Source organism: Bacillus cereus group sp. RP43, from assembly GCF_040459645.1.
Taxonomy (GTDB): Bacteria; Bacillota; Bacilli; order Bacillales; family Bacillaceae_G; genus Bacillus_A; species Bacillus_A mycoides_C.
In genome coordinates, this window is record NZ_JARVHQ010000001.1 from 4,016,291 (window position 1) to 4,040,378 (window position 24,088).

Here is a 24,088-nt window from a genome sequence, read left to right on the forward strand (position 1 = left end):
AAGAATAATCTCCAAGTTTCTACAATTTTCATTATACATATAATTTGACGATTGTGAATATAGTTTTTTGTTTTTTTGTTAAAATTTTTAATGAATTGTTTATATTTTTATTTTTTTGTAAAGGGATACGTTAACATTGCTACCATCATCTTGAAATTAGAACCATAATTGCGTATAATTTTCAAAAAATTATTTATATTACTTATTATAACTTTTATAGTATAATAATTCTAGTAATATTTTGACGGAGGGGAATATTTTGAATAAAGTTTTTTTTCATACTTGTATACTATTTTTTGTAGCGATAATCGCTTCTAGTGTTGGCGCATTCCTCGTTTCATCTCAGTTTTTGTTGAATTTTGTCAACATCTCATTCTATATTGCATTGGTTTTTATTCTTATAGGTGGTTTTTTATTCATATTTCAAAACGGATTTTTTAACGTAACAATTTACGCATTCCAAAGAGTATTTGGTACGAATAAAAAAATTGACTCTTTAATTGAAGAAGCAGAGGAACCTATCGATAAGAAAGAACGTATTTATAAAACATATTCATTCAAATGGACGTATCCGATTTGTATTACCGGTATCGTACTTGGGTTGTTCTCGATCCTCATTAGCTTTACTATTTTGATGTAGTTTGCAAACACTATTCCATATGATATAATAATCAGCAAAACATTTTGTTATAAAACTTTAGTTCTTTCATATTAAAAGGACTCAGTTAACAATAAATAAATTTATATGTATGCGATGATAAAGAAGAGTACATATTGGGGCAATTTCAGAGAGCTTGTGGCTGGTGTGAACAAGTAATTGTACAATATGGAATGGGCTTTTGAGCACCAAACCGAACCGAAAGTAGTAGGCTTTGGCGTTATATCCAGACGTTATTATGGATCTTGAGAGATTTCACAGCTGTGAAATAATTAGGGTGGTACCGCGGTCCATTCGTCCCTATGTAATTTGGGATGAATGGGCTTTTTTGTATGCCTTCTCTTCCCCATCGCACATTCAATTTTAGGAGGAATTACTTATGTCAGTTATCTTTTCTGGTATTCAGCCAAGTGGAACAATTACACTTGGAAACTATTTGGGAGCTATGAAGCAATTTACAGAGCTTCAAAACGAACACGACTGTTATTTCTGTATTGTAAACCAACATGCGATTACAGTACCTCAAGACCCTGTAGGGCTTCGCAAAAACATCCGCAGCCTTGCTGCGCTATACGTTGCATGCGGCATCGATCCTGAAAAAGCTACTTTATTTGTACAATCAGAAGTACCAGCACACGCTCAATTAGGATGGATTATGCAATCTGTTGCATACGTTGGAGAATTAGAACGTATGACACAATATAAAGACAAATCATCTGGTAGAGATTCAGTTCCAGCTGGATTGCTTACATACCCACCATTAATGGCTGCTGATATTTTACTTTACAACACTGAAATCGTACCAGTTGGTGACGACCAAAAACAACATATCGAATTAACACGCGACCTAGCAGAGCGTTTCAACAAGCGTTACCGCGAAATCTTCACAATGCCTGAAATTCGTATTCCAAAAGTAGGAGCTCGCGTTATGTCATTAACAGAACCTACGAAAAAAATGAGTAAATCTGATCCGAATCCAAAATCAATGATCAGTATGCTTGATGAACCAAAAACAATTGAAAAGAAAATTAAAAGTGCTGTAACTGATTCAGAGGGTATCGTGAAATTTGATAAAGAAAACAAACCTGGAATCTCTAACCTATTAACAATCTACTCTTCATTCTCTGGAAAAACAGTTGAAGAACTAGAAGCAATGTACGAAGGAAAAGGATACGGCGACTTCAAAGGCGACCTAGCACAAGTAGTCGTAGAAGCAATTCGCCCAATCCAAGACAAATATAACGAACTAATCAGCTCGCCAGAACTAGACGAAATTCTAGACAAAGGTGCCGAAAAAGCAAACCGCGTCGCATTCAAACAACTACGCAAAGTAGAAAACGCAATGGGATTAAGTAGAAAACGTAGGTAACTTAAAAAGCGGAGGCGACTGCTTAGCCCTGACGGATAAGGTTCTTCCCCACAGAAGGTGCTTTTTACCTTCTCGTGTGGAAGGTTCTTAGACGCGAAGGGCTAGGAGCCGGAGCTGGATTACTACAAAAAGCGGAGGCAGCTCGTTCAGCTCTGACTGGCTAAGGTTCTTTCGCATAAAAGGCGCTTTTTGCCTTCTTATGCGGAAGGTTCTTAGACACGAAGAGCTTGCTGTCGGAGCTGGATTTCTATATAAAAAGCGGAGGCGGCTCGTTCAGAATGTGAGGGGGATGGAGCTCCTGACGCAGAGGCGTTTTTTGCCTCACAGGAAGGCGCGAAGCCACCGAACATTCTTGCCGCCTCCATAAAAAAAACCGCCAATCGGCGGTTTTTTTAATTTACCTTCTGCTCATTTTCCATTTCCCATAACTTTTCAAAAAACGGCTGTCCTTTTACAAGGCGCTCACATAATTGCTCGTGCTTCTCAGACCATCCAGTTTTCGCTTCATCATAAAGTTTAGCCCAAACATCTTCAAACTCCATATGTTGGACCATTCCATACGCTGATGGATCCCACTCTGTAAACCAATAGCGAATTTCAGCTGGATTTTTCGTTGTATGTAATTGATCTAACGCCATAAATAATAATTGTTTTAGCTGTCTTTCTTTACGAGTTAGGCCATTCATAATGAAAGGCGATGGTGATAAAATATGATGTTCTTTTTCAATCTCTTCCACTTGGAACTCATACTTTTCTGCTTGCACATTTTCTACCATCTCATATACCATCTGTTCTTGACGAGGTATAAGCCTACTTTTTCTAATTGGCACATTATAGCCAATTGAATCAATCGCAATAATTCCTTTTCCATCTGTAACTACAAAACAATATTCTTGTTGCAAACGTTCGTGATTTTTACGAATATAAGCCTTATGATGTACGTCTTCCAATAATTTTTGCGGAAGCTCTAATAATTCGTTCTCGATGTAATGATATAATGTGGAATCTACTTTTAATAATGGCACTTGATCTAATAGCTCAATCGTATCATCTTTCCGCCACTCGTAAAAATGACAAACGTTATACCCATTCTCTTCACCTTCAAACCAATTTACCCATACATCATGTAGATATAACATTCACTACCCCTCACTTCACTACTGTTTGTACCAATCATTATGTTCATTTTCGCTTAACTTTATTCCACTTTAGGAAATATATTCTAATTATTATTTTTTCTTCTATAATATAAAAAAAACAAGAGATAGCTCTCCTGTTTTTTTATGAAATATGAAATGTATTTGCTTTATTCAATATTTCTTTCGCCTCTATAGATAATAAAGAAAGTGTATCTTCTCCTTCAAATGCTACACAGTCTTTCACAATATGGAACCCAAGTGCATAGCCAAGCATTTTCGGATACGAGTGTAGACCATTTAATAAAACATCATGCTCCCTCGTACCTCTCTTTACATCTATTCGTTCTTGTATTGAATTTCTCCAATAATAAACAGCATCTTCTTTTGAAATGTAAGTAGTCCACGGTGCACATCTTTTTTCTGTATACCTTTCATACACGGCTTGCTCAGCTAACCCTTCCATAATCATCGTATCAAGTAATGTATACTCTGTTTCTTTCGTCTCAATTTGATGTAATCTACATATATGGTGGTATTCATGCGTTAATAAAGCTTTTAGTTCCTCTACTGAATTACGTCCACATACGAATAAGAAAATAACGTGACGCATAGATAAACCAGCCTTCCCGTTATATTCCTCTTGTACAGTTCGATTATATGAATCTGATAATAAAATAAAGATAGGGACATCTGGACCTTTTAGCCAAACTTTCAATTTTTCATACTCCATACTAAGTTCTTTCCAAATTTCTTTCTTCTCTAACTCTTTAATTTCCTGCTCCCCCCGCATTACTGGGCGATACATACCTTTAGAGATTAAAAAACGATATAGCCTCTCTTTTGGCAATGGAATATACTTTGTAAATTTCTCACAAAGCTTTTCAGGGCGTCCATAATACAGATGTAACCATTCTGCCGTTTCAACAACCCCCACCTTCATCCCTCCTTTTCTTATGTATATGCAAAAAAAGAAAGGAACGTAAAGGTGATAAAAAATAAATAAGGTGTTTTTTCGTAGTACTTTACGAAAAGACACCTTATTGTACATATTACTTATATGCTTTAAATACTAATACTGCGTTATGACCACCGAATCCTAATGAATTACTTAATACAGCTCGCACTTCTTGATGTCTCGCTGTATTTGGTACGTAATCTAAATCACATTCTGGATCTGGTGTTTCATAGTTAATTGTTGGAGGAATTACTCCGTCCGTAATTGATTTAATAGAGAAGATCGCTTCTACAGCACCAGCTGCGCCTAATAAGTGACCTGTCATAGATTTCGTTGAGCTAATGGCTACTTTATATGCATGCTCACCGAAAGTTTCTTTAATTGCCATCGTTTCGTATTTTTCATTTGCATCTGTACTTGTACCATGTGCATTAATGTAATCAATATCTTCTGGCTCTAGACCTGCATCAGCTAAAGCTTGACGCATCGCACGAACTCCGCCTTCACCGCCAGGAGCAGGCATTGTAATATGGAACGCATCACCAGTTGCACCATAACCAGCAATTTCCGCATAAATGTGAGCACCACGTGCTAATGCATGCTCTAATTCTTCAAGAATAATAATTCCTGATCCTTCACCCATTACGAAACCACTACGGTTTTTATCAAATGGGCGGCAAGCCGTTGCTGGATCTTCATTGAATGTTAATGCTTTCGCTGAACTAAACCCAGCGAATGCCATGCTTGTTAACGGCGCTTCTGCTCCGCCTGTTATCATCGCATCAGCATCACCGCGCTGGATTACTTTAAATGCATCACCAATTGAGTTTGCTCCAGATGCACAAGCTGTTACAGAGCAAGTATTAATCCCTTTCGCTCCTGTAGCGATTGACACTTGACCTGCTGCCATATCTGGAATCATCATTGGTACGAAGAATGGGCTCACGCGGCGCGGACCTTTTTCAGTAAAAATCTTAAATTGTTCTTCGTATGTTTCCATACCACCAATACCAGAACCAACCCATACACCAATGCGTGGTGCATTTTCTTCTGTAATTTCAAGCTTCGCATCTGCAACTGCCATTTTCGCTGCTGCTACTGCATATTGCGTAAAGCGGTCCATACGGCGCGCTTCTTTTTTATCTATATATTTTTCGACTTCAAAGTCGTTAATTTCTGCTGCTACTTTTGCAGGAATTTGTTCTGAATCTATTCTTGTAAGTCGTCCGATTCCGGATACACCGTTTTTAATGTTTTCCCAAGCTGTTTCAACATCTGTTCCGATCGGTGTAACAGCTCCTAGCCCTGTAATTACGACCCTCTTTTTTTCCATACAAAATACACTCCTTTTTTTCTCTCAGTCCTTATTTACCCCAACGAAGAGCTACTGCTCCCCATGTTAACCCGCCGCCAAAACCGACTAGTATAATTAAATCACCATCTTGAATACGTCCATTTTGCAATTCCTCTACCATTGCAATTGGAATTGAAGAAGCCGATGTATTACCGAACTTTTCAATTGTCATACTCATTTTTTCTTTCGGTAAATTTAATCTTTCTCTTGCAGATTCCATAATACGAATATTCGCTTGATGTGGTACTAAGAAGTCCACATCCTCTTTCGTAAGTCCCGCTTTTTCTAACACGCGAAGACAGGAATCACCAAGTTGGCGAACAGCAAATTTAAAGACTTCTCTGCCGTTCATCATAACATACTCGTCTTGATAAAGATGCTTACCGCCACTTCCGTCCGCTCCTAATTCAAAGGAAAGTACACCTTTTCCTTCCGTAACAGCTCCCATTACGATAGCACCTGCTCCGTCCCCAAATAGTACTGCTGTATTTCGATCGTTCCAGTCTACAATTTTAGATAGTTTGTCACTACCAACTACTAATACATTTTTATAAGTTCCCGTTTGAATAAATTGCTGCGCTGTAATCATTCCGTACATAAAGCCAGCACACGCTGCACTTAAATCCATTGCGGCTGCGTGTTTTGCGCCAATTGCTTCTTGGATTACACAAGCTACTGCTGGGAATGCGCGATCTGGCGTTACCGTTGCCACTAAAATAAGATCGATATCCTCTCCGCTAATCCCTGCATCTTCAAGTGCTTTTTTAGAAGCCTCTACCGCCATATATGAAGTATCTATTGTATCATCGGCAATGCGTCTTTCTGCAATTCCCGTTCTCGTACGAATCCATTCATCAGATGTATCTACGATTTTCTCTAAATCGTGATTTGTGACTACTTTTTCTGGCACATATCTTCCGATCCCTAAAATGCCCACGTTCACATCGCAGCCCTCCGTTTTATATCAATTATTATGACTTGGTACTAATTTTAAAACATAAATGTATTTTTGTCTAGAATATATTTCAGCTAAAGAATAAAGACAGCGTATTACTAACTTTATTTTTCATTAAAAGAAACAGAAAAATTCCCGCCTCCCAAAATACAAATTATTCCATACCCTTACTCCACTCGAAACAAAAAAAGGCTCCAACCACTTCTATCCACAGCTCGAGCCTCTCTTCCCTCTAAAAAAGAAGGGTTTTTTATTCTTTATCTGCTTTCCCTTCAAAACTAGGGCGTTCTCCTCATAATCTTCCCCTTTAACCTCATCATCCCTCTGGTTTTACTCCGCTCGAGACTAAAAAAAGCCCCAACCGCTTCTATCCACGGCTCGAGCCTCTCTTCCCTCTAAAAAGAAGGGTTTTTTTATTCTTTATCTGCTTTCCCAAGCTCATACGCTTCGCCCATTACTTTCATCAATAGCTCTAACACCGGCTGCGCTTTCTCCATATCAAGTGCAATTCCATTAGAATCTAAAATTGCCTTAGCTTCTGGTAAATGCTTCATTGCGATTTGTAAAAATTGCATACTTTTTTCGTTCATGTAATCTCGTCCTCTCTATTAAAGCTTTTCAATCAATTATCCATACAATAGTGTAACACGCGCGCTACCCTTCGTATAACTTTTTATATTTTTTCATATGTGCCAATTGTTTATTTAAACCGAATTCTACTGGTGTATTTTTTTGAATAGAAATAACCTCTACAGCTTCATCTCTTACTTCCATATTTTTTTTATTTACTTTATCATCTGCATGCAGTAAGGTCATACCTTTTTCCCATAACGCTTCTTTTCCGCTAAGTAAGTCATATACACCGAGGCGCTTTACATTCATTCCATTTTTCCATAAATACTCACATACATCTTCAATGTAAAGTAAATCGCTTCCTTTTTCTCCATTTATACAACGGCACTCTTTTTCATCGAGTTCTGATAAAATGAGCTGATGATACATCATAAACGACGGTTGCCACGGCCCATATAATGTAGGAACTCGATATGCGCTATATTGTAATTCTCCTTTTTTCAACCCTTCTTCCACTTTCGAAAATAGACGTTTGTTTTCGGATTCTTCAGTGCTTCCTATTTCAATAGAAGAAATTAGATTTAACTTTACTTTATTGTTTTCACACATCCTTACGATTCGTTTTAAATATTGTAATATGACCCTTTCATTCCGAAATCCACTTTGCTGATTCGGCTCATACAAGCAAAAATAAACTGTATCGAAACTCTCTTCCTCTACCGATCGCCATCCGTCTTCATCCCTTATAGAATAGTACGTAAATAACGCATTTCGCCCAATCAACAATAATTTCTCTTCATTAATTTTTGTCATACTATCAAATTCATCAAAATCAAGACCATATACTTCTACTTCTTCTGCAATCATTTTATTCACAAGGTGATAACCTACAAACGTAAGTGCACCTATAATCAGCACGCGTTTCATACCACCAACCCTTTCCCCTTGAAACAAATAGCTCCTCATTTATGTATATGGGAGCTTCACAATTCTTCTTCATATTTTTTAAAGAAATCAGTCGTTTGTCTAACCATTTTATATTTCACATCTTGCAGATGGAATAAAACAGAAGTATCGCATTGATTTAGTTGCCTCATTTTCTCGTATTTACGTAACAACTGTTTTCTTCCTCTTTTTTCCTGTGTTGATACGAAAATTTTAACAGGTACACAAGACGGAAGAAGCGCAAATGATTTTTTATTTATTTTTGATTCTAATTCTTCTTCTTTGGAATCATACGCCAAACTTAATTCCTTCACGAGTCTCTTGTAAAAAAACTTATGCTCTTTCTCAAACTCCACATATTCTGGTAAATCTAAACACGGATTTAACATAACGACAGAACGTATACATTCAGAGTATTTGTTCATCATCTCAAGTGCTACAAGCGCTCCCATGCCATCTGCCATAATGTGCATTTTCGTATTTAATGTCTCTTTTCTTAAAACGACATCATACAAACGTTTTGCAAGACGAACAGCTCGATCGTTTCCCCAATGCCTTCCGTATAAGTTAGATGAAAAGACCGTATAGCCTTTTTCAATAAGGCCCTGTAAAAAATAAGCTCTCCCTGCATGTTGTGTCCATAAACTTGTACCATTCTCAATAAAATAGTTATAATCTCCTAGGAGCATAACAGAAAATCCATTTGGCTTTTCTGGTAAATAAATTACACATGGTTCTTTTTCTAAATAAAAAAAACGTTCCGTAATACTCATTTTTCCCCCGCCTTATTTTCTAAACGTATAAAAGTACTCTTTTATAATGTATGAACAGAATGCAAATTTGCGTTGGAAAATCTACAAATATTTTTCTATATTCTTTTTTCAATTGTGTTACAATAAGGACAGATTGAACGAATAGAGGTGTAAAATATGCGTTTCATTTGGGCATTAATTTGGTCGTTCGCGCTTGTACATATGATGAGCTACGTAATCGGCTCTATGACTGGCGGTACATACGATTTTAACCAAGCGTCTATTTTCTCAGTTGTTCTTGCGGTATTAGTATTAGCGATTGCAGCTGCGATTCCGAACGAGCCAGTAGAACAACACTAAAAAGAGTCCGGATTTTATCCGAACTCTTTTTTTACTTTACATGAACAACTAATTCATTATTTTCAACATCAACAACTACGTGACTATTGTCCGTAATCGTTCCTGCAATCAATTCTCTCGCTAATTTCGTCTCAACTTGACGCTGTACGTATCGTTTTAACGGACGAGCTCCGTACATCGGATCGAATCCAGCTTCTACAACAAATTCTTTTGCAGATTCCGTCAATTCTAATGATATGTGGCGATCTGCTAAACGCCCTTGTAATTCTTGTACAATCTTATCAACAATATCTTTAATTTCATTCCTTGTAAGAGGTTTGAATAAAATAATTTCATCGACACGGTTTAAGAATTCTGGTCGGAAATGTCCTCTTAATTGTCCCATTACAAGTTCTCTTGACTCTTCTTTAATAGAACCATCTTCTTCTAGCCCTTCTAATAAGTGAGCAGATCCAATATTTGAAGTCATAATAATAACCGTGTTTTTAAAGTCTACTGTACGTCCTTGTGAATCTGTAATGCGTCCATCGTCTAACATTTGTAATAAAATGTTGAATACTTCTGGATGTGCTTTTTCGATTTCATCTAACAAAATAACAGAATATGGTTTACGTCTTACTGCTTCTGTTAATTGTCCGCCTTCTTCATATCCAACATATCCAGGAGGCGCACCAATTAAGCGTGATACTGCGTGTTTCTCCATATACTCAGACATATCGATACGAATCATTTGCTCTTCACTGTCAAATAACGTTTGTGCTAATGTTTTTGCAAGCTCAGTTTTACCAACACCTGTAGGGCCTAAGAAAATGAATGAACCAATTGGACGATTCGGATCTTTAATGCCAGCGCGAGCACGAAGAACTGCGTCTGATACAAGGCTTACCGCTTCCTCTTGACCGATAACACGCTCTGATAAAATTTGTTCAAGACGTAATAATTTCTCACGTTCACCTTCAACGAGTTTTGCGACAGGAATACCAGTCCACCTTGAAACAATGTCTGCAATTTCTTCTTCACTTACTTCCTCGCGTAATAAACGATTCTCTTGTTTATTATGTGCACCCATCTCTTCCGCTTCTTTTAACTCTTTTTCGATAGCTGGAATTTTCCCGTGGCGAAGCTCAGCTGCTTTATTTAAATCATAATTTCCTTCTGCTTCTTCTAACTCACGGCGCAAGCGCTCTAAATGTTCACGTAAGTCACGCACTTTATGAATGTCTTCTTTTTCTTTCTCCCATTTCGCTCTCATACTACTTGCAACTTCTTTTAAATCCGATAATTCACGTTGCAATGTTTTTAGGCGCTCTTGACTACCTAAGTCCTTTTCTTTCCCAAGAGCAGCTTCTTCAATTTCCAGCTGCATAATGCGGCGCGTTACTTCATCTAATTCTGTTGGCATAGAATCAATTTCTGTTCGAATTGTTGCACAAGCTTCATCAACAAGATCAATTGCTTTATCGGGCAAGAAACGATCTGAAATATATCGATCTGATAAAACAGATGCTGCTACAATCGCACGGTCATGAATATTTACACCGTGATAAATTTCAAAACGCTCTTTTAAACCACGTAAAATGGAAATTGTATCCTCAACAGTTGGCTCTTCTGCTAATACTTGTTGGAAACGTCTTTCTAACGCTGGGTCTTTCTCAATATATTTACGGTATTCATCTAGCGTTGTTGCTCCAATACAATGCAGTTCACCACGCGCTAGCATTGGTTTTAACATATTTCCTGCATCCATCGCTCCTTCTGTTTTACCAGCCCCGACAATTGTATGAAGTTCATCAATGAATAATAAAATGCGACCTTCACTCTTTTTAATTTCATTTAATACAGCTTGCAGACGCTCTTCAAACTCACCGCGGAATTTTGCTCCGGCCACAAGTGCACTCATATCTAAAGCGAAAATTGTTCGATCTTTTAGTCCTTCTGGGACATCTTTTTTCACAATACGCTGCGCTAATCCTTCAACAATTGCTGTTTTACCAACACCTGGCTCTCCGATTAAAACAGGGTTATTTTTCGTTTTGCGTGAAAGAATACGGATTACGCGGCGAATTTCACTATCTCGGCCAATTACAGGATCAATTTTCCCCGCTCTTACTTCAGCCACTAAATCACGGCCATATTTTTCTAACGCTTCATAAGTTGCTTCTGGATTTTGACTAGTCACTCTTTGATTCCCCCGAACTGTCATTAAAGACTGTAATAAGTTATCTTTCGTAATATGAAATTTTGTAAATAATTGATTTATATCGCCTTTTTCTTCAGAAAAAGCAAGCAATACATGTTCGACTGAAATGTAATCATCTTGCAATTTCTCCGCTTCTTTTCCTGCTCTTACAAGCAGTTGTTGCAAAGCACCTGTTACATATAATTTCCCTGCCTCTGCCCCGCTTCCAGTTACAGAAGGCTTTTTCTTAATTAAACTTTCAGCGCCTTGCTTTAACGCTTCTATATCGACATTCATTTTTTGAAAAATACGTACCGTTAATCCGTCTTGCTGCTCTAATAACGTAAGCAATAGATGAACAGTATCTACTTCTTGATGATGATGAGATACCGCTAAAGATTGAGCACTCATAATCGCTTCCTGTGTTTTCGTTGTCATTTGATTTAAGTCCATCTTTACAGCCCTCCAAATGTTTGACTTTCTTTGACCTTTGATTTGATTATACGCCAACTGACTTTTTTATACAATAATTTTGCTTATGTAGTTCCAACTTATTATTGGAAAAAGAAAAAAGTAACATTCATTTTCCTAATCAAAAAAAGCCGCAATAACGATTGCGGCTTCTGTTACGGTTTTCTTTTATATGTCCACTGACGGTTATGATTTGCGTTCTCTGGAAACCTTTCCCCGGCAGTTAATTTCACCATTTGTGGATCTTTCACCATACTTCCCGTTTCACCAATTTCTACGTAAATGCCATCATTTGGCGCCTTTTGCCCTGAACGAAACCTGCGATTTTGTCCCATTTCCATTCTCCTTCCATGACGTCTTGCCTCATTAGTATATCCATTTTAAAAGAAAGCTTTTCTGTCATGTTTAGGAAACAAGTACTACCGTTTACTCATGTACATATATATAATTACACAAGCTTAAGCAGGAATTGTTGGTATATTTGTTGAAAAAAAAGAAACCAACCAAAGTTTAGGCCAGTTTCAAAGGAGAGTCAAACATATACGAGAAGATTACATGTTCATTATAAGTCGCATCATTCAAACAATGTAACCCTTTTCACAAATTGTACATAATGAAATAAACATTGTTTGAACTTTCTAAAAAGATGTTGACTTTTCCTAATTTCCAACGAGAAATAGTAGACACCACAGCGCTTCGCGACGTAAGATGGATATATAGTGAAACTTTCATCTACAGTAGTTTCACCCAGTCTAACCTCTTATTTCTGCATATTAAAAACGGAAATACAGATAGAAACAAAAAATTATTATAAGAGGTGAAATTATGAACAAACAACATTTAATCGCTTTAGACTTAGACGGAACATTATTAACAGACAACAAAATAATTTCTCCAAGAACTAAAAACACAATTGCAAAAGCAAAAGAACAAGGACATATTGTCGTTATTTCAACAGGGCGTCCATTCCGCGCTAGTTACGATTATTATAAAGAACTTAGCCTTAACACACCAATCGTAAACTTTAATGGGGCTTACGTGCATCACCCACTTGATTCAAATTGGGGAACACATCACTCTCCTCTTGAACTTTCAACAGCGCAAGAAATCGTCCGAGCTTGCTTTGATTTCGGTGTGAAAAATGTCTATGCTGAAGTCATGGATGATGTGTATGTCCGTGAAATTGATGAAGATAAAAAACATATTTTTGAATTCGGTTCTCCAAAGATTTTCACAGGAGATTTATTAAATATTTTAAATGACCACCCAACTTGCTTATTAATCGATGCACATGACGAGCATTCTGCTGCAATTCGCCAACATTTAACAGATATGCATGCTGAAGTCATCGACCATAGAAAATGGGGTGCGCCTTGGCCAATTATTGAAATTGTAAAAAGCGGATTAAATAAAGCTGTCGGATTACAAAAAATTTCAGGCCATTACAATATTCCTAAAGAACGAATTATCGCTTTTGGTGATGAGGATAACGACTTTGAAATGATCGAATTTGCTGGTCATGGAATCGCAATGGGTAATGCAATCCCTGAATTAAAATCACTCGCAAATCATACAACATTAACGAATGAAGAAGATGGTATCGCTCTATATTTAGAAGAGGTTCTTGGATTGTAATCTAAAAATTCCCTGCTTATAGTTTCTCGCCAAACGCTCATACTATTATTAGACGCAAGAGAAAGCGCGTCAATTGTTTTCAGCTAAATAAAGGGGGGTTTTTCGAATGGGTAAAAAGAACAAATCAAAACGTTTTATCCAGCAAGGAGCCGATGCTGTTATGAAGCATGATGCCAGATTCCCGTACAGAGGTACATTAGCTGAGGCAGAAAAAGCGAGAAGTAACTCTTCGTTTGGAGGGGTTTAAATGGGGAACTTACTATTCCAACAAGCTAGAGACGCTGTTGCAAGTGCTGTTTCTTGTTCAAGTGGCGCTGAACAACAGGAACTCGTTTATAGAGCAAAAAATTCTTTGCACTCTGCTTATGCAAACTCTTCAACTGCTGAAAAAGTTCAGCTACGTGAAATGCAGGAGCAATTGCAAAACATTACGAATTTGCATTAAAAAAGAGGACCAACTTTGGTCCTCTTTAATCTTTTCTAAACAATCCAAACACCCCGACCGTTTGCAGTATATTTGTAAATGCACCTGGGTCCACCTGTTTAATAACCCTCTCTAATTCGTACAACTCGTAACGAGTAATAACAATCATTAACATTTCTTTATTTTCATTTGTATAAGCACCTGTTGCTGGTATAGTTGTAATCCCTCTCACTAAGCGAGAGTGAATCGCTTTTCGCACATTTGCCCCGTTCTTTGTAATAATTAATGCCGTAATCTTCACATGACGGGTATGAATCGCATCAATAATTCTCGTTGACACATACAAAGTAACCAAAGTATATAATGCTTTTTCCCATCCATACACATAGCCCGCGGCGATAATGATAATTGCATTAAAGAAGAAAAAATACGTGCCGACAGGCTTATCTTTTATCTTTGATAAAATCATGGCGATAATATCTAGGCCACCGGTAGAAGCACCCCACTTTAAAGCAATTCCTACCCCAATCGCTGAAATAATACCACCAAAAATCGCATTCAATATGATATCGTTCGAAACCGCTCTAACTGGGATAATTTCTAAAAACAAAGTCATAAATATAACACAAAGAAAACTAAAAAACGTAAAAGCCTTTCCAACCTTTTTCCACGCTAAAATAACGACAGGAATATTAAATAAGCTAAACAATACACCCGTAGATATATGAATAGATAAAAAGTCACCTAATATTTGTGACAATAATTGAGACAATCCAGCAAAACCACTCGCATACACTTTCGCTGGTGTTAAAAATAAATTCATTCCAATTGCATTTAATAAACCTGCAATAATTACAACGATTAGCTTCTTAATAAGTTCAGTATAATTCAGCTTCAAATCCATTTCTAATCCACCTTTACCCCGCTATTTGCGGGCAGTAAGACCCCTACCTCAAAATTCAGCGAAAGCAAAGAAGTTAGGTGGGGGTCGGGCTGCCCGTAAAAGCCCGATTGGTGCGGGCTAATAATCAGCGGGGGATGAAGACCCCCCACTGATTAAAGTTTCACTTTATTATTCATAAATGCCCCGCTATACATAGTCTTTACGAAAAAGGAAATGATAAACGTACAACGTTTAGAAATGGAGTTGATACATATGCCACATACGAGCGATAACGACAAAAAAGCACGCGACAATAATGCAAAGCGCACTCAAAAAAATGAACAAGAGCAAAAAAATATTCAGCAAGGAAAGCGTGCATATTCTAAGAAAACTGATCACCTTTGATTACATCGTACATCAACGTTAATGTTGATGTACTTTTTTTACATTTTACAGGGGAAAAACATTAAAAATTCACTTCATGTTCACTTCTATATTCTACAATAGCGATAACATATTCGGATGAGGTGTTAGCATGAAAGGAAAAAGTATATTCATTATCACTGCACTAATAAGTATAATAATGCTATCTGCTTGCGGACAAAAAAATAACTCGGCCACAATCGCCACAACAACAAACTCAACCATTACGAAGAGCGATTTCGAAAAACAATTGAAAGATCGATATGGAAAAGACACGCTATACGAAATGGTAGCACAAGATGTTATTACTAAAAAATATAAAGTATCTGATGATGCAGTGGATAAAGAAGTAAAAAGAGCAAAAGATCAATATGGAGAACAATTCAAAGCAACACTAGAAAATAATCGTTTAAAAGATGAAGAAGATTTCAAAAATCAAATTAGATTCAAACTTGCATTGAATGAAGCGATTAAACAAAGCGTTACAGAAAAAGATGTGAAAGATCACTACAAACCAGAAATTAAAGCTAGTCACATTTTAGTAAGTAACGAAAATGAAGCGAAAGAAATAAAAAAGAAATTAGATACCGGCACTTCATTTGAAGAATTAGCGAAACAAGAATCTCAAGATTTAGTATCAAAAGATAATGGCGGAGACCTCGGATACTTCGGGGCAGGCAAAATGACACCTGAATTCGAAAAAGCTGCCTACAAATTAAAACCCGGTCAAATTAGCAATCCCGTTAAATCACCAAACGGCTATCACATTATTAAACTAACTGATAAAAAAGATTTACAACCTTACGATGAAGTGAAAGACTCTATCCGTAAAGACTTAGAAGAAGAACGTATTGCCGACCCTTCCTTCGGTCAAAAGTTATTACAAGATGAATTAAAAAAGGCGGATATTAAAATAAACGACAGTGACTTAAAAGATACATTTTCTCATCTTTTTGGGAAAGAGAACTAAAATAAAGAACGATCTTATTTGTTCAAATAAGGTCGTTCTTTTTCATCTTCTATCAATATTTCTAACTTTTACTGAACGCAAAAAGAACTATCTCTTCCCTAATAAATTTAGAGAAAAGATAGTTCTTTTTAGTCCACTTTATTTCTTAAAGTAAGTCCAGCCTTCTTCTTGGTAAATCTTCTCTTCTTTCATCAACTTACCAAGTGCACGCTTAAATGCAGCTTTACTCATGTTGAAACGTTCTTTAATGTCTTCTGGGTGGCTCTTATCCCAAAACGGCATCGCTCCGCCTCGTTCTTCCATATATGCATAAAGTACTGCTGCATCATCTTCCATTCCTTCTTCTTTACGAGGAAGAAGTGAAATGTTGATTGTACCGTCATCTTTTACGTCAATGATACGACCTGTTACGCGCTCACCGATGCGGACTTGTTCTTTTCTTTCTGTATGGTGTAAGAAAGCACGGAAATGCTCGTCAGTTAGTATGAATGAACCAACTTGAAGTGAGCGATACACACGTCCATTTACGTTTTTATTACGCATAGATGGCGTTGCATCTACGATAATTTCTTGCATATCACTATCTCTTGCCGGAAGAGCAATTAAACGATCACGATTCGTTAATTTTAACGTACAATATAATTCGTCGCCGACTTCTGGCCATACTGGCATATAAATTGGAAACTCATCAAGTGGAATTAGTATATCTTTTGATACACCAATATCAACAAACACACCTAAACTAGGAATAACTTCTACAACCTTTACCCAATTCCAATCATGTGTTGTAATAATTGGTTCCTTCATTGTTGCTGAAATACGATTTTGGTGATCAAGGTATAAGAATACATCAATTGTATCGCCTTCTGCAATTTCTCCAGCTAGTTCGTTTTTATGTAGGAAGATTTCTTCCTCTTCGTTTCCAACCATATATCCGATTTCCGTTTCGCGTAAAACAGTTACCTGTTCAATCGATCCTAATTGCAAATACATATCTTTTAATTCCCTTCTATATATATAAAGTTATCTTTTTTATCATTCCAAACAAAAGTTAATTATAACACGATTTTTCCTTTATTTGTCCAACTGCCCAAAATTCACTATAATTAAATAAAGACTTTATCTATAGGACTATATTACCCTACGGATGATCCGTCAAAACACTTAAGTTGCAACACTCTATCTAATCGATGTATTTTCCGCTATACTTTAATATGTATATTACATATCCTATTTAGGTGCATTAAAAGATAGAAATTTATTTGGAGGTGCTAACTATGGCAAAAGAGAGTTCTTTTGACATCGTTTCGAAAGTAGAATTACCTGAAGTAACAAACGCAATTAACATCGCATTAAAGGAAATCCAAAACCGATATGACTTTAAAGGTAGTAAAAGTGATATCAAATTAGAAAAAGAAGTACTTGTTTTAACTTCTGATGACGAGTTCAAATTAGACCAAGTAAAAGACGTTCTAATTGCTAAACTTGTAAAACGTAACGTTCCAATCAAAAACTTGGACTACGGAAAAGTTGAGGCTGCATCTGGTAACACTGTTCGCCAACGTGCAACTCTGCAACAAGGTATCGATAAAGATAACGCGAAAAAAATTAACAACATCATTAAAGAAATGAAATTAAAAGTAAAAACACAAGTACAAGATGACCAAGTACGCGTAACAGCAAAAAGCCGTGATGACTTACAAGCAGTAATCGCAGCCGTTCGCAGCGTTGACTTACCAATCGACGTACAGTTCATTAACTACCGATAAAAAGAAACCTCCTCTATTCAGAGGAGGTTTTATACTTATTACGAGCAACAATATATTGCTTTATCAAATGATTTTTCTGGAATATACACTTTATCATTTTCAATTTTGTATTTAATATTAGTTCTCTTAAGAACCGCTGTATCGACAGAATGAACACTATCGCCCCACTGAACAAATTCCCCATCGTCACCGTTGGCCCAAAAATACAAACTTACGAATACGATAAGAAGACAAAAAGATAGAGCGAACAACTTCTTTCTCCTCAAATATCTCACCTCATCTTGAACTGTAAACGGACTACCAAAAAGAAGAGTTACTCATTTCCCTTTCTTTTTAACCGTAATTAAAAAAGTAATAAATAATACGTTCACACCAACTATTAAGGAGATAAATAACCAATTCACACCTGTTTCTTCACTAACTTTATACACATTCGATTCCTCACGCTTTAAAACGAGATAAAAATTTCCGTTTTCTACTCTTATAATTTCGTCTTCTAACAAGCCTCTTAACTCTTGCTTTTCACCAATTGCACTTACAGGCAAGGAAACTTTTTGTGTTTCTTTCGTATTATTAATTGCTACTAATGTTACTTCATCTTTATACTTTCGTTTTAATATACTCATTCCATCTTTATCATATAGAAGTTCAAACGTACCGCGTCGTAAAGATGGTCTCGTTTGTCTAAGTTCACCTAGCTTCGTTATGTGCTGCATAAACTTTTCATCCGACTTGAAATCCATTAATCGTCTATTATCTGGAGCATCCCCTCCATCTAATGCGATTTCAGTTCCGTAATAAAAATTCGGTATCCCCGGGGATGTATATAAGTAAGTGATCGCTAGTTTTAAACGAGACGGCGGGTAATACATATTTTCTTTTGCAATACGCGCAAATCGCTTTGTTTCTTGATTATCTAAAAACGTAGCGAATTCCTCTTCTTTTCCACTCACATCATATAAATGTTTCACAGACATATCTACTTTTGAAAATGACTCTACTATTTTTTTATAGTACTCATTATCTTCCTTTGTCATAATGTGAAAATCTTTCTTTACCTTCTGCAAATCCTCTTGCACTTCATCCCAAAAAGCACGCGGCTTTTTTTCACTATGTATCACATAACTTCCGTCTAAATCGACTTCTTTTATCCACCATTTCATCGAGTCTATTAATTGTTGCTCATTTTCTTCATAAGGAAATTGAAAGACAACTTTCATCCCTTTTTTGTGAGCCTCATTTACAAGTTCTTTCACATCATTTTCTGTTCCGAAATGTTCATTTACTTTTTGAAAGTTTCGAACACCTAATCCATCATACTTTTCACTTTCAAAAAGCGGTGAAAGCATAATAGTAGTAAATCCCATTTCTTTTATGTAGTCCACTCTTTTTATAATCCCTCTTATATCTCCTCCCTGATACCCTTCTAAATTACCAACGTCTAACTGTTTGTCATTTTTCGGTTCTCCGTTGTTGAAGCGATCAATCATAATAGAATATATAACTTCATCTCGCCATTCCCTTTTTTCTTCCGCAAAAGTATGTACTGGTACAAACAAAATAACAGCTAAACAAAAACAAATGAATAGTTCCTTCGTCCATATTTTTTTCACACGCATCCCCCAAACTTCCAATTGTAAGAATATTATACCAATTTTCAGAACAAATCGCATACGCTGATTTTATTCCTCCAAAATACCTAATGTTAGGTTTTCTAACATAACCCAAAAAGTTTTCTGAATTTTTAGTTGATTTTTATTTCTTTTTCGAATATGATATGAAACATAACAAGTCGATGTTATTTCTTCTAACATCATAGGAGGAGAGAGAATGAATACGGGAGATACAGTTTTTATGTTTGTAACGACAGTAATGGTCATGTTGATGACACCAGGATTGGCACTTTTTTACGGGGGCATGGTTCGCAGTAAAAACGTACTCAGCACGACAATGCATAGTTATAGCGCAATGGCTATCGTTTCGATTCAATGGATTGTTATCGGTTATTCTTTATCATTCGGACCAGATTGGCACGGACTTATCGGCAATCTCGATTGGTTCGCTCTAAACGGAGTTACCTACGCACCAAATCCAGACTACTCATCTACTATTCCTCACAATTTATTTATGATGTTCCAACTCATGTTCGCTATTTTAACTCCAGCTTTAATTTCAGGTGCATTCGCTGAAAGAATGCGATTTTCTGCCTTTCTTATTTTTATCCTTCTTTGGACAACAATCGTTTACAATCCTGTCGCTCATTGGGTATGGGGCGTTGGCGGATGGCTAAGAGAACTCGGCGCGTTAGACTTCGCTGGCGGTAATGTCGTTCATATCACATCTGGTGTTGCCGGTCTTGTATTAGCTATTTTCCTAGGAAAACGAAAAAACATAAGCGGCACCTCTCCTCATCATTTACCATTTACAATGTTAGGCGCAGGCTTACTTTGGTTCGGCTGGTTCGGTTTTAACGTCGGTAGCGCATTATCTTTAAATGACGTAGCTTTAACTGCATTTATTAATACAAATATAGCCGCAGCTGCCTCAGCTCTAACTTGGATGCTTTCTGAATGGTTCTTCCAATCAAAGCCGACTGCGATGGGAGCTGCTTGCGGGGTTGTTTCTGGTTTAGTCGCAATTACCCCGGCTTGCGGATTCGTTACACCTTTCTCCGCTCTTCTTATCGGAGCAATCGGCGGTATATTATGCTTTGGCGCTGTCTTCTTCTTAAAAACGAAATTCGGATACGACGATACACTCGATGCATTTGGATCCCACGGCATCGGAGGAACTTGGGGTGGTATTGCAACTGGACTATTTGCAACTACTACTGTAAACGGTGATGGCGCTAACGGATTATTTTACGGAAACGCAGCTCTCCTTTTCAAACAACTTGTAGCAATAGGAGCAACATATGCATTCACAATCATAATGACGTACGCCATTATTAAAGCGATCAACTTCTTCCTCCCTGTTCGAGTCGATGAGCATGAGGAACATATGGGGCTTGATATTTCGATGCATGGGGAGAAAGCTTATGAGTATACTGAGCGAGTGAACTAAAAAAAGAGAGGCAATCTATTGGTAGTAGATTGCCTCTCTTTTCATTGTACTTGTCAGCAGTATACCCCATCCAGTATTTATGTGAATATATCAGCGATTCTTTCAATATATCGACGTTTTGATACAACATATCAATTTACCAACAAATTCCGACATGACAAAACCGAAAAATACCCCTGCATAAGTTACGAATCACCGTATTTACTTTTATTCAAACTTAATATAATAAGAAACGCAATCGCTATTACAGCTAAAAAGCGAACTGGATTAAACGGTGTTCCTACCGTTTCATTAAAACGATGATAAATGAAAGGGATCATTTCAAGTACCATTAGCCCCATCGCAATTTTAAATGTCTCAGCCATCGCTTTATTTTTTATAAACGTAGCACGTTCATCACCTTGTTTTCCAATCGCTATAAACATTTTTATAATAGCAAACACTACAAATAAAAAGACACTTAATGCAATAATAAAAATCAAAACATCCATCAAAACACACCCCTTATATGTAAAACTCATTTGACAAGAGTATAACATTTTTTACATTTGATGTAAAACATCTTTTACACACAAAAAAGACGACCGTTTAACAGTCGTCTTTTCCTATTTATTTCGGAGTATTCCCTACATATTGCGTAATATCAACATTTAAAGCTTGCGCTAAGCGCATTCCATACTCTTGATCTGCACGGAAGAAATTACAAACAGCTAATAATTTCGTGCGCTCATTTACGTCTTTTAAGTCATTTGTTAAGTTTGCAATTAAGTTGGCTTGCTCTTCTTTAGAGAATGAACAGTAACGCTCACCTGCTTGTTTGAAATCATTTGGTTTCTCAATTTTTTCACGAGATACATAGCCTTCTACTTTCATGGTTGAATCGCGGTAAGTTGGGTCTTCAACTGGATTTTCAGTATGACGGCTCGGTTCGTAGTTGATTGTAGATGGGTTTTGATTCACTTGCATCGCACCATCACGTTGTTGGTTATGAACAGCTGCATATGGACAGTTTACAGGAATTTGTAAGTAATTTGCACCAAGGCGATAACGCTGTGTATCTGGATAAGAGAATAAACGACCTTGTAATAATTTATCTTCAGATGGTTCAATACCATTTACAGTTGCACTTGGAGAAAATGCCACTTGCTCTACTTCTGCAAAGAAGTTTTTCGGGTTACGGTTTAGCGTCATTGTCCCTACTTCAATTAACGGGAAACGATCTTCTGGCCATACTTTCGTTGGGTCTAGTGGATCGAAATCTAAAGAATCCGTTTCATCTAGTTGCATTACTTGTACGTGTAAATCCCATTTTGGATGGTTTCCTTTTTCGATTGCATCGAATAAGTCACGAGTTGCATGGTTGAAGTCTTTTCCTTGCACTTCCTGCACTTCTTTCGCATTTAAATTACGTACACCTTGTTGTGGTTTCCAATGATATTTAATGTAAACAATTTTTCCTTCTGCATTAATCCATTTAAATGAATGGACACCGAAACCTTCCATTTCGCGATAATTCGCTGGCGTACCGTAATCAGAAAATACCCATGTCATCATATGTGTAGATTCTGGGGTTAGCGTCATGAAATCCCAGTAACGATCTGGCGTTTGAACATTTGTATCAGGTGCTGGTTTTAAAGAATGTACCATATCTGGGAATTTAATTGCATCACGAATGAAGAAAACTGGTAAATGGTTACCTACAATATCGTAGTTTCCTTCTTCTGTATAAAATTTAACAGCGAAACCACGTGGATCACGCGCTGTTTCTGGAGAACCTTGACCATGAATAACCGTTGAGAAACGAACAAATACAGGTGTCTCAGTTCCTTCATTTTGTAAAAACGCTGCTTTCGTATATTGCTTCATGCTGTTTTTCGTTACGAACACACCGTGAGCACCTGCACCACGCGCATGCACAACACGCTCTGGAATACGTTCACGATCAAAGTGTGCAAGTTTTTCTACTAAATGATAGTCTTCTAACAATACCGGTCCACGGCGACCAGCTGTACGAGAGTTTTGGTTATCTCCAACTGGAGCACCTTGGTTTGTTGTTAAGCGATTATTTGGATTCATCTGGGGGATCCTCCTCTTTCTTTCATAGTAATTATTATTTATTTAAAATTATTATAAACTAATTATTATTCAAAACTAAATCTTTGTCAACTATTTCCTTCATTTTTTTGGAAACAATTTCAGCTAAACAATCAATAAATACAGGTTGTGCATTTGGCATATTCGGTCTAAAATATTGGGCGTTTAATTCATCCGTTACAACCTTACATTCATAGTCGTTGTCATATAAAACTTCTAAATGCTCTGCCACAAATCCAACTGGACAATATACGAAAGATTCATATCCATGCTCTTCAAATAAATCTCTCGTTAAATCTTGCACATCCGGTCCAATCCATGGGTCAGGTGTATTTCCTGCACTTTGCCAACCAATTGTATAGTGCTTTACACCTGCTTCTGTAGCAATTAAATCTGCTGTTTGCCGTAATTGCTCTACGTATGGGTCACCTGCTGCAATAATCTTCTCTGGTAAACTATGCGCCGAAAAAATTACGACTGCTTTTTCTTTATCTTTAACTTTTGTAAACGTTTCTTTTATTTGATCTGCCCAATAAGAAATAAACTTCGATTCGTCGTACCATTGTTCAATTGGTTCAATAACAGGGCCACCAATTTTTTCCGAAAGACGAATCGCGCGTTCATTATACGCTTTAATGCTGAATGTAGAGTAATGCGGTGCTAATACGATACTAATCGCACGCTCAATCCCATCTTTCTTCATCTCTTCTACTGCGTCTTCTATAAATGGTGCAATATGTTTTAATCCTAAGTAACAAGTAAATTCATACTCTGTAAATATATTATTCATTGAATCCGTTAATTTATGCGCTTGCTCTTTCGTAATTTTCGCAAGCGGTGATATTCCACCAATTGCTTTATAACGCCCGATTAAATCTTGGAGCGCTTCTTCTGTTGGCTTACGCCCATGACGGATATGTGTATAATACACTTCTACATCATCCAATGACTCTGGCGTTCCATACGCCATTACGAGTAAACCTATTTTTTTCTTTTCCATCTATTTCACACCTCAATTTTTGAAAATGAGAATCTTTTTCAAGAACATTTGTTTCCAAGTATAACAATTAATAATAAATACGTCAAAATAATAATTCTAAATAAGTATTATTTCTAA

At 36.9% G+C, this 24,088-nt stretch carries 26 protein-coding genes and 1 other annotated feature; of the genes, 10 read left to right on the forward strand and 16 right to left on the reverse strand.

Features of this window, described 5'->3' with window-relative positions; genetic code table 11:
• The first annotated feature begins 259 nt into the window (after positions 1-259).
• Entirely contained in the window at positions 260-640 is a 381-nt protein-coding gene (locus QCI75_RS20965; protein ID WP_098778092.1) for a DUF3899 domain-containing protein, read from the forward strand.
• A 105-nt stretch (positions 641-745) separates the two neighbouring features.
• Positions 746-963 (forward strand) — a binding site (T-box leader).
• 74 nt (positions 964-1,037) lie between these two features.
• Complete coding sequence (trpS, locus tag QCI75_RS20970; protein ID WP_144504131.1) at positions 1,038-2,027, forward strand: tryptophan--tRNA ligase; 990 nt, start codon at positions 1,038-1,040, stop codon at positions 2,025-2,027.
• A 392-nt stretch (positions 2,028-2,419) separates the two neighbouring features.
• Here the strand turns inward: trpS and QCI75_RS20975 are convergent, their stop codons facing one another.
• From QCI75_RS20975 to QCI75_RS21005, 7 genes are all read right to left on the reverse strand, one after another.
• Positions 2,420-3,166, reverse strand: coding sequence for a YjbA family protein (locus QCI75_RS20975; RefSeq protein WP_070141276.1), 747 nt, complete (start codon positions 3,164-3,166; stop codon positions 2,420-2,422).
• Positions 3,167-3,308: 142 nt separating this feature from the next.
• Entirely contained in the window at positions 3,309-4,100 is a 792-nt protein-coding gene (locus QCI75_RS20980) for a DUF2268 domain-containing putative Zn-dependent protease (RefSeq protein WP_353761107.1), read from the reverse strand.
• 115 nt (positions 4,101-4,215) lie between these two features.
• On the reverse strand, positions 4,216-5,454 hold the full coding sequence (gene fabF, locus QCI75_RS20985; RefSeq protein ID WP_144504127.1) for a beta-ketoacyl-ACP synthase II: 1,239 nt from the start codon (positions 5,452-5,454) through the stop codon (positions 4,216-4,218).
• A gap of 31 nt (positions 5,455-5,485) precedes the next feature.
• Entirely contained in the window at positions 5,486-6,418 is a 933-nt protein-coding gene (gene fabH, locus QCI75_RS20990; protein ID WP_144504125.1) for a beta-ketoacyl-ACP synthase III, read from the reverse strand.
• A 425-nt stretch (positions 6,419-6,843) separates the two neighbouring features.
• Positions 6,844-7,020 carry a ComZ family protein gene (locus QCI75_RS20995; protein ID WP_002011319.1) on the reverse strand — a complete coding sequence of 59 codons (177 nt, stop codon included), beginning with the start codon at positions 7,018-7,020 and terminating at the stop codon, positions 6,844-6,846.
• A gap of 64 nt (positions 7,021-7,084) precedes the next feature.
• Positions 7,085-7,957, reverse strand: coding sequence for an NAD-dependent epimerase/dehydratase family protein (locus QCI75_RS21000; protein WP_353761108.1), 873 nt, complete (start codon positions 7,955-7,957; stop codon positions 7,085-7,087).
• 29 nt (positions 7,958-7,986) lie between these two features.
• Entirely contained in the window at positions 7,987-8,721 is a 735-nt protein-coding gene (locus QCI75_RS21005; RefSeq protein ID WP_098778087.1) for a lipase family protein, read from the reverse strand.
• Positions 8,722-8,877: 156 nt separating this feature from the next.
• Between QCI75_RS21005 and QCI75_RS21010 the strand changes: the two genes are divergently transcribed.
• Positions 8,878-9,060 carry a YjzD family protein gene (locus QCI75_RS21010; protein ID WP_001211111.1) on the forward strand — a complete coding sequence of 61 codons (183 nt, stop codon included), beginning with the start codon at positions 8,878-8,880 and terminating at the stop codon, positions 9,058-9,060.
• Between the two features lie 31 nt (positions 9,061-9,091).
• Here QCI75_RS21010 and clpB read toward each other — a convergent pair whose 3' ends face one another.
• Both clpB and QCI75_RS21020 read right to left on the reverse strand, forming a co-directional pair.
• On the reverse strand, positions 9,092-11,692 hold the full coding sequence (gene clpB, locus QCI75_RS21015) for an ATP-dependent chaperone ClpB (protein ID WP_144504121.1): 2,601 nt from the start codon (positions 11,690-11,692) through the stop codon (positions 9,092-9,094).
• A gap of 173 nt (positions 11,693-11,865) precedes the next feature.
• Positions 11,866-12,045, reverse strand: a complete 180-nt coding sequence (locus QCI75_RS21020) for a YjzC family protein (protein ID WP_002117000.1) — start codon at positions 12,043-12,045, stop codon at positions 11,866-11,868.
• A gap of 490 nt (positions 12,046-12,535) precedes the next feature.
• Here QCI75_RS21020 and QCI75_RS21025 point away from each other — a divergent pair, with 490 nt between their 5' ends.
• From QCI75_RS21025 to QCI75_RS21035, 3 genes are all read left to right on the forward strand, one after another.
• Complete coding sequence (locus QCI75_RS21025; protein ID WP_144504119.1) at positions 12,536-13,345, forward strand: Cof-type HAD-IIB family hydrolase; 810 nt, start codon at positions 12,536-12,538, stop codon at positions 13,343-13,345.
• A 106-nt stretch (positions 13,346-13,451) separates the two neighbouring features.
• The gene (locus QCI75_RS21030; RefSeq protein ID WP_000516816.1) at positions 13,452-13,592 is read left to right on the forward strand and encodes a hypothetical protein; all 141 of its coding nucleotides are present in this window, start codon (positions 13,452-13,454) and stop codon (positions 13,590-13,592) included.
• Entirely contained in the window at positions 13,593-13,790 is a 198-nt protein-coding gene (locus QCI75_RS21035) for a DUF3813 domain-containing protein (RefSeq protein ID WP_098778083.1), read from the forward strand.
• A gap of 25 nt (positions 13,791-13,815) precedes the next feature.
• Here the strand turns inward: QCI75_RS21035 and QCI75_RS21040 are convergent, their stop codons facing one another.
• Positions 13,816-14,673: a YitT family protein gene (locus tag QCI75_RS21040; protein WP_098778082.1), complete on the reverse strand. Its 858-nt coding sequence runs from the start codon at positions 14,671-14,673 to the stop codon at positions 13,816-13,818.
• 252 nt (positions 14,674-14,925) lie between these two features.
• On the opposite strand from QCI75_RS21040, the gene QCI75_RS21045 reads away from it, so the two are divergent.
• Together QCI75_RS21045 and prsA are read left to right on the forward strand one after the other, a co-directional pair.
• Positions 14,926-15,057, forward strand: a complete 132-nt coding sequence (locus QCI75_RS21045) for a DUF3941 domain-containing protein (RefSeq protein WP_001120851.1) — start codon at positions 14,926-14,928, stop codon at positions 15,055-15,057.
• 130 nt (positions 15,058-15,187) lie between these two features.
• Positions 15,188-16,045 carry a peptidylprolyl isomerase PrsA gene (gene prsA, locus QCI75_RS21050; RefSeq protein ID WP_144504117.1) on the forward strand — a complete coding sequence of 286 codons (858 nt, stop codon included), beginning with the start codon at positions 15,188-15,190 and terminating at the stop codon, positions 16,043-16,045.
• A 138-nt stretch (positions 16,046-16,183) separates the two neighbouring features.
• On the opposite strand, the gene QCI75_RS21055 is transcribed toward prsA, so the two are convergent.
• The gene (locus tag QCI75_RS21055) at positions 16,184-17,038 is read right to left on the reverse strand and encodes a CvfB family protein (RefSeq protein ID WP_144504116.1); all 855 of its coding nucleotides are present in this window, start codon (positions 17,036-17,038) and stop codon (positions 16,184-16,186) included.
• A gap of 284 nt (positions 17,039-17,322) precedes the next feature.
• Here QCI75_RS21055 and QCI75_RS21060 point away from each other — a divergent pair, with 284 nt between their 5' ends.
• Positions 17,323-17,814, forward strand: coding sequence for a YajQ family cyclic di-GMP-binding protein (locus QCI75_RS21060; protein WP_001051113.1), 492 nt, complete (start codon positions 17,323-17,325; stop codon positions 17,812-17,814).
• A gap of 38 nt (positions 17,815-17,852) precedes the next feature.
• Here QCI75_RS21060 and QCI75_RS21065 read toward each other — a convergent pair whose 3' ends face one another.
• Together QCI75_RS21065 and QCI75_RS21070 are read right to left on the reverse strand one after the other, a co-directional pair.
• Positions 17,853-18,080, reverse strand: coding sequence for a hypothetical protein (locus QCI75_RS21065; protein ID WP_353761109.1), 228 nt, complete (start codon positions 18,078-18,080; stop codon positions 17,853-17,855).
• A 51-nt stretch (positions 18,081-18,131) separates the two neighbouring features.
• Positions 18,132-19,487, reverse strand: coding sequence for an alpha-amylase family glycosyl hydrolase (locus tag QCI75_RS21070; RefSeq protein WP_353761110.1), 1,356 nt, complete (start codon positions 19,485-19,487; stop codon positions 18,132-18,134).
• A gap of 157 nt (positions 19,488-19,644) precedes the next feature.
• Between QCI75_RS21070 and QCI75_RS21075 the strand changes: the two genes are divergently transcribed.
• Positions 19,645-20,877, forward strand: coding sequence for an ammonium transporter (locus tag QCI75_RS21075; protein WP_353761111.1), 1,233 nt, complete (start codon positions 19,645-19,647; stop codon positions 20,875-20,877).
• A 185-nt stretch (positions 20,878-21,062) separates the two neighbouring features.
• On the opposite strand, the gene QCI75_RS21080 is transcribed toward QCI75_RS21075, so the two are convergent.
• The 3 genes from QCI75_RS21080 to hemH all read right to left on the reverse strand — a co-directional run bounded on the left by QCI75_RS21080 (position 21,063) and on the right by hemH (position 23,971).
• Positions 21,063-21,368, reverse strand: a complete 306-nt coding sequence (locus tag QCI75_RS21080) for a hypothetical protein (RefSeq protein ID WP_000382767.1) — start codon at positions 21,366-21,368, stop codon at positions 21,063-21,065.
• 118 nt (positions 21,369-21,486) lie between these two features.
• Positions 21,487-22,953 (reverse strand): catalase KatB, encoded by a 1,467-nt coding sequence (gene katB / locus QCI75_RS21085; RefSeq protein WP_144504108.1) that lies wholly within the window; start codon positions 22,951-22,953, stop codon positions 21,487-21,489.
• A 58-nt stretch (positions 22,954-23,011) separates the two neighbouring features.
• Positions 23,012-23,971, reverse strand: coding sequence for a ferrochelatase (gene hemH, locus QCI75_RS21090; RefSeq protein ID WP_144504106.1), 960 nt, complete (start codon positions 23,969-23,971; stop codon positions 23,012-23,014).
• Positions 23,972-24,088: the final 117 nt, after the last annotated feature.

Coding starts and splice junctions, on each gene's coding strand:
- prsA (WP_144504117.1), top strand. CDS start 15,188: ATGAAAGGAAAAAGTATATTCATTATCACTGCACTAATAAGTATAATA.
- QCI75_RS21060 (WP_001051113.1), top strand. CDS start 17,323: ATGGCAAAAGAGAGTTCTTTTGACATCGTTTCGAAAGTAGAATTACCT.
- QCI75_RS21010 (WP_001211111.1), top strand. CDS start 8,878: ATGCGTTTCATTTGGGCATTAATTTGGTCGTTCGCGCTTGTACATATG.
- QCI75_RS21030 (WP_000516816.1), top strand. CDS start 13,452: ATGGGTAAAAAGAACAAATCAAAACGTTTTATCCAGCAAGGAGCCGAT.
- clpB (WP_144504121.1), bottom strand. CDS start 11,692: ATGGACTTAAATCAAATGACAACGAAAACACAGGAAGCGATTATGAGT.
- QCI75_RS21035 (WP_098778083.1), top strand. CDS start 13,593: ATGGGGAACTTACTATTCCAACAAGCTAGAGACGCTGTTGCAAGTGCT.
- QCI75_RS21020 (WP_002117000.1), bottom strand. CDS start 12,045: ATGGGACAAAATCGCAGGTTTCGTTCAGGGCAAAAGGCGCCAAATGAT.
- QCI75_RS21045 (WP_001120851.1), top strand. CDS start 14,926: ATGCCACATACGAGCGATAACGACAAAAAAGCACGCGACAATAATGCA.
- fabF (WP_144504127.1), bottom strand. CDS start 5,454: ATGGAAAAAAAGAGGGTCGTAATTACAGGGCTAGGAGCTGTTACACCG.
- QCI75_RS21055 (WP_144504116.1), bottom strand. CDS start 17,038: ATGTATTTGCAATTAGGATCGATTGAACAGGTAACTGTTTTACGCGAA.
- hemH (WP_144504106.1), bottom strand. CDS start 23,971: ATGGAAAAGAAAAAAATAGGTTTACTCGTAATGGCGTATGGAACGCCA.
- QCI75_RS20975 (WP_070141276.1), bottom strand. CDS start 3,166: ATGTTATATCTACATGATGTATGGGTAAATTGGTTTGAAGGTGAAGAG.
- QCI75_RS21005 (WP_098778087.1), bottom strand. CDS start 8,721: ATGAGTATTACGGAACGTTTTTTTTATTTAGAAAAAGAACCATGTGTA.
- katB (WP_144504108.1), bottom strand. CDS start 22,953: ATGAATCCAAATAATCGCTTAACAACAAACCAAGGTGCTCCAGTTGGA.
- QCI75_RS21080 (WP_000382767.1), bottom strand. CDS start 21,368: ATGGATGTTTTGATTTTTATTATTGCATTAAGTGTCTTTTTATTTGTA.
- QCI75_RS21070 (WP_353761110.1), bottom strand. CDS start 19,487: ATGCGATTTGTTCTGAAAATTGGTATAATATTCTTACAATTGGAAGTT.
- QCI75_RS20995 (WP_002011319.1), bottom strand. CDS start 7,020: ATGAACGAAAAAAGTATGCAATTTTTACAAATCGCAATGAAGCATTTA.
- trpS (WP_144504131.1), top strand. CDS start 1,038: ATGTCAGTTATCTTTTCTGGTATTCAGCCAAGTGGAACAATTACACTT.
- QCI75_RS21075 (WP_353761111.1), top strand. CDS start 19,645: ATGAATACGGGAGATACAGTTTTTATGTTTGTAACGACAGTAATGGTC.
- QCI75_RS21040 (WP_098778082.1), bottom strand. CDS start 14,673: ATGGATTTGAAGCTGAATTATACTGAACTTATTAAGAAGCTAATCGTT.
- QCI75_RS21025 (WP_144504119.1), top strand. CDS start 12,536: ATGAACAAACAACATTTAATCGCTTTAGACTTAGACGGAACATTATTA.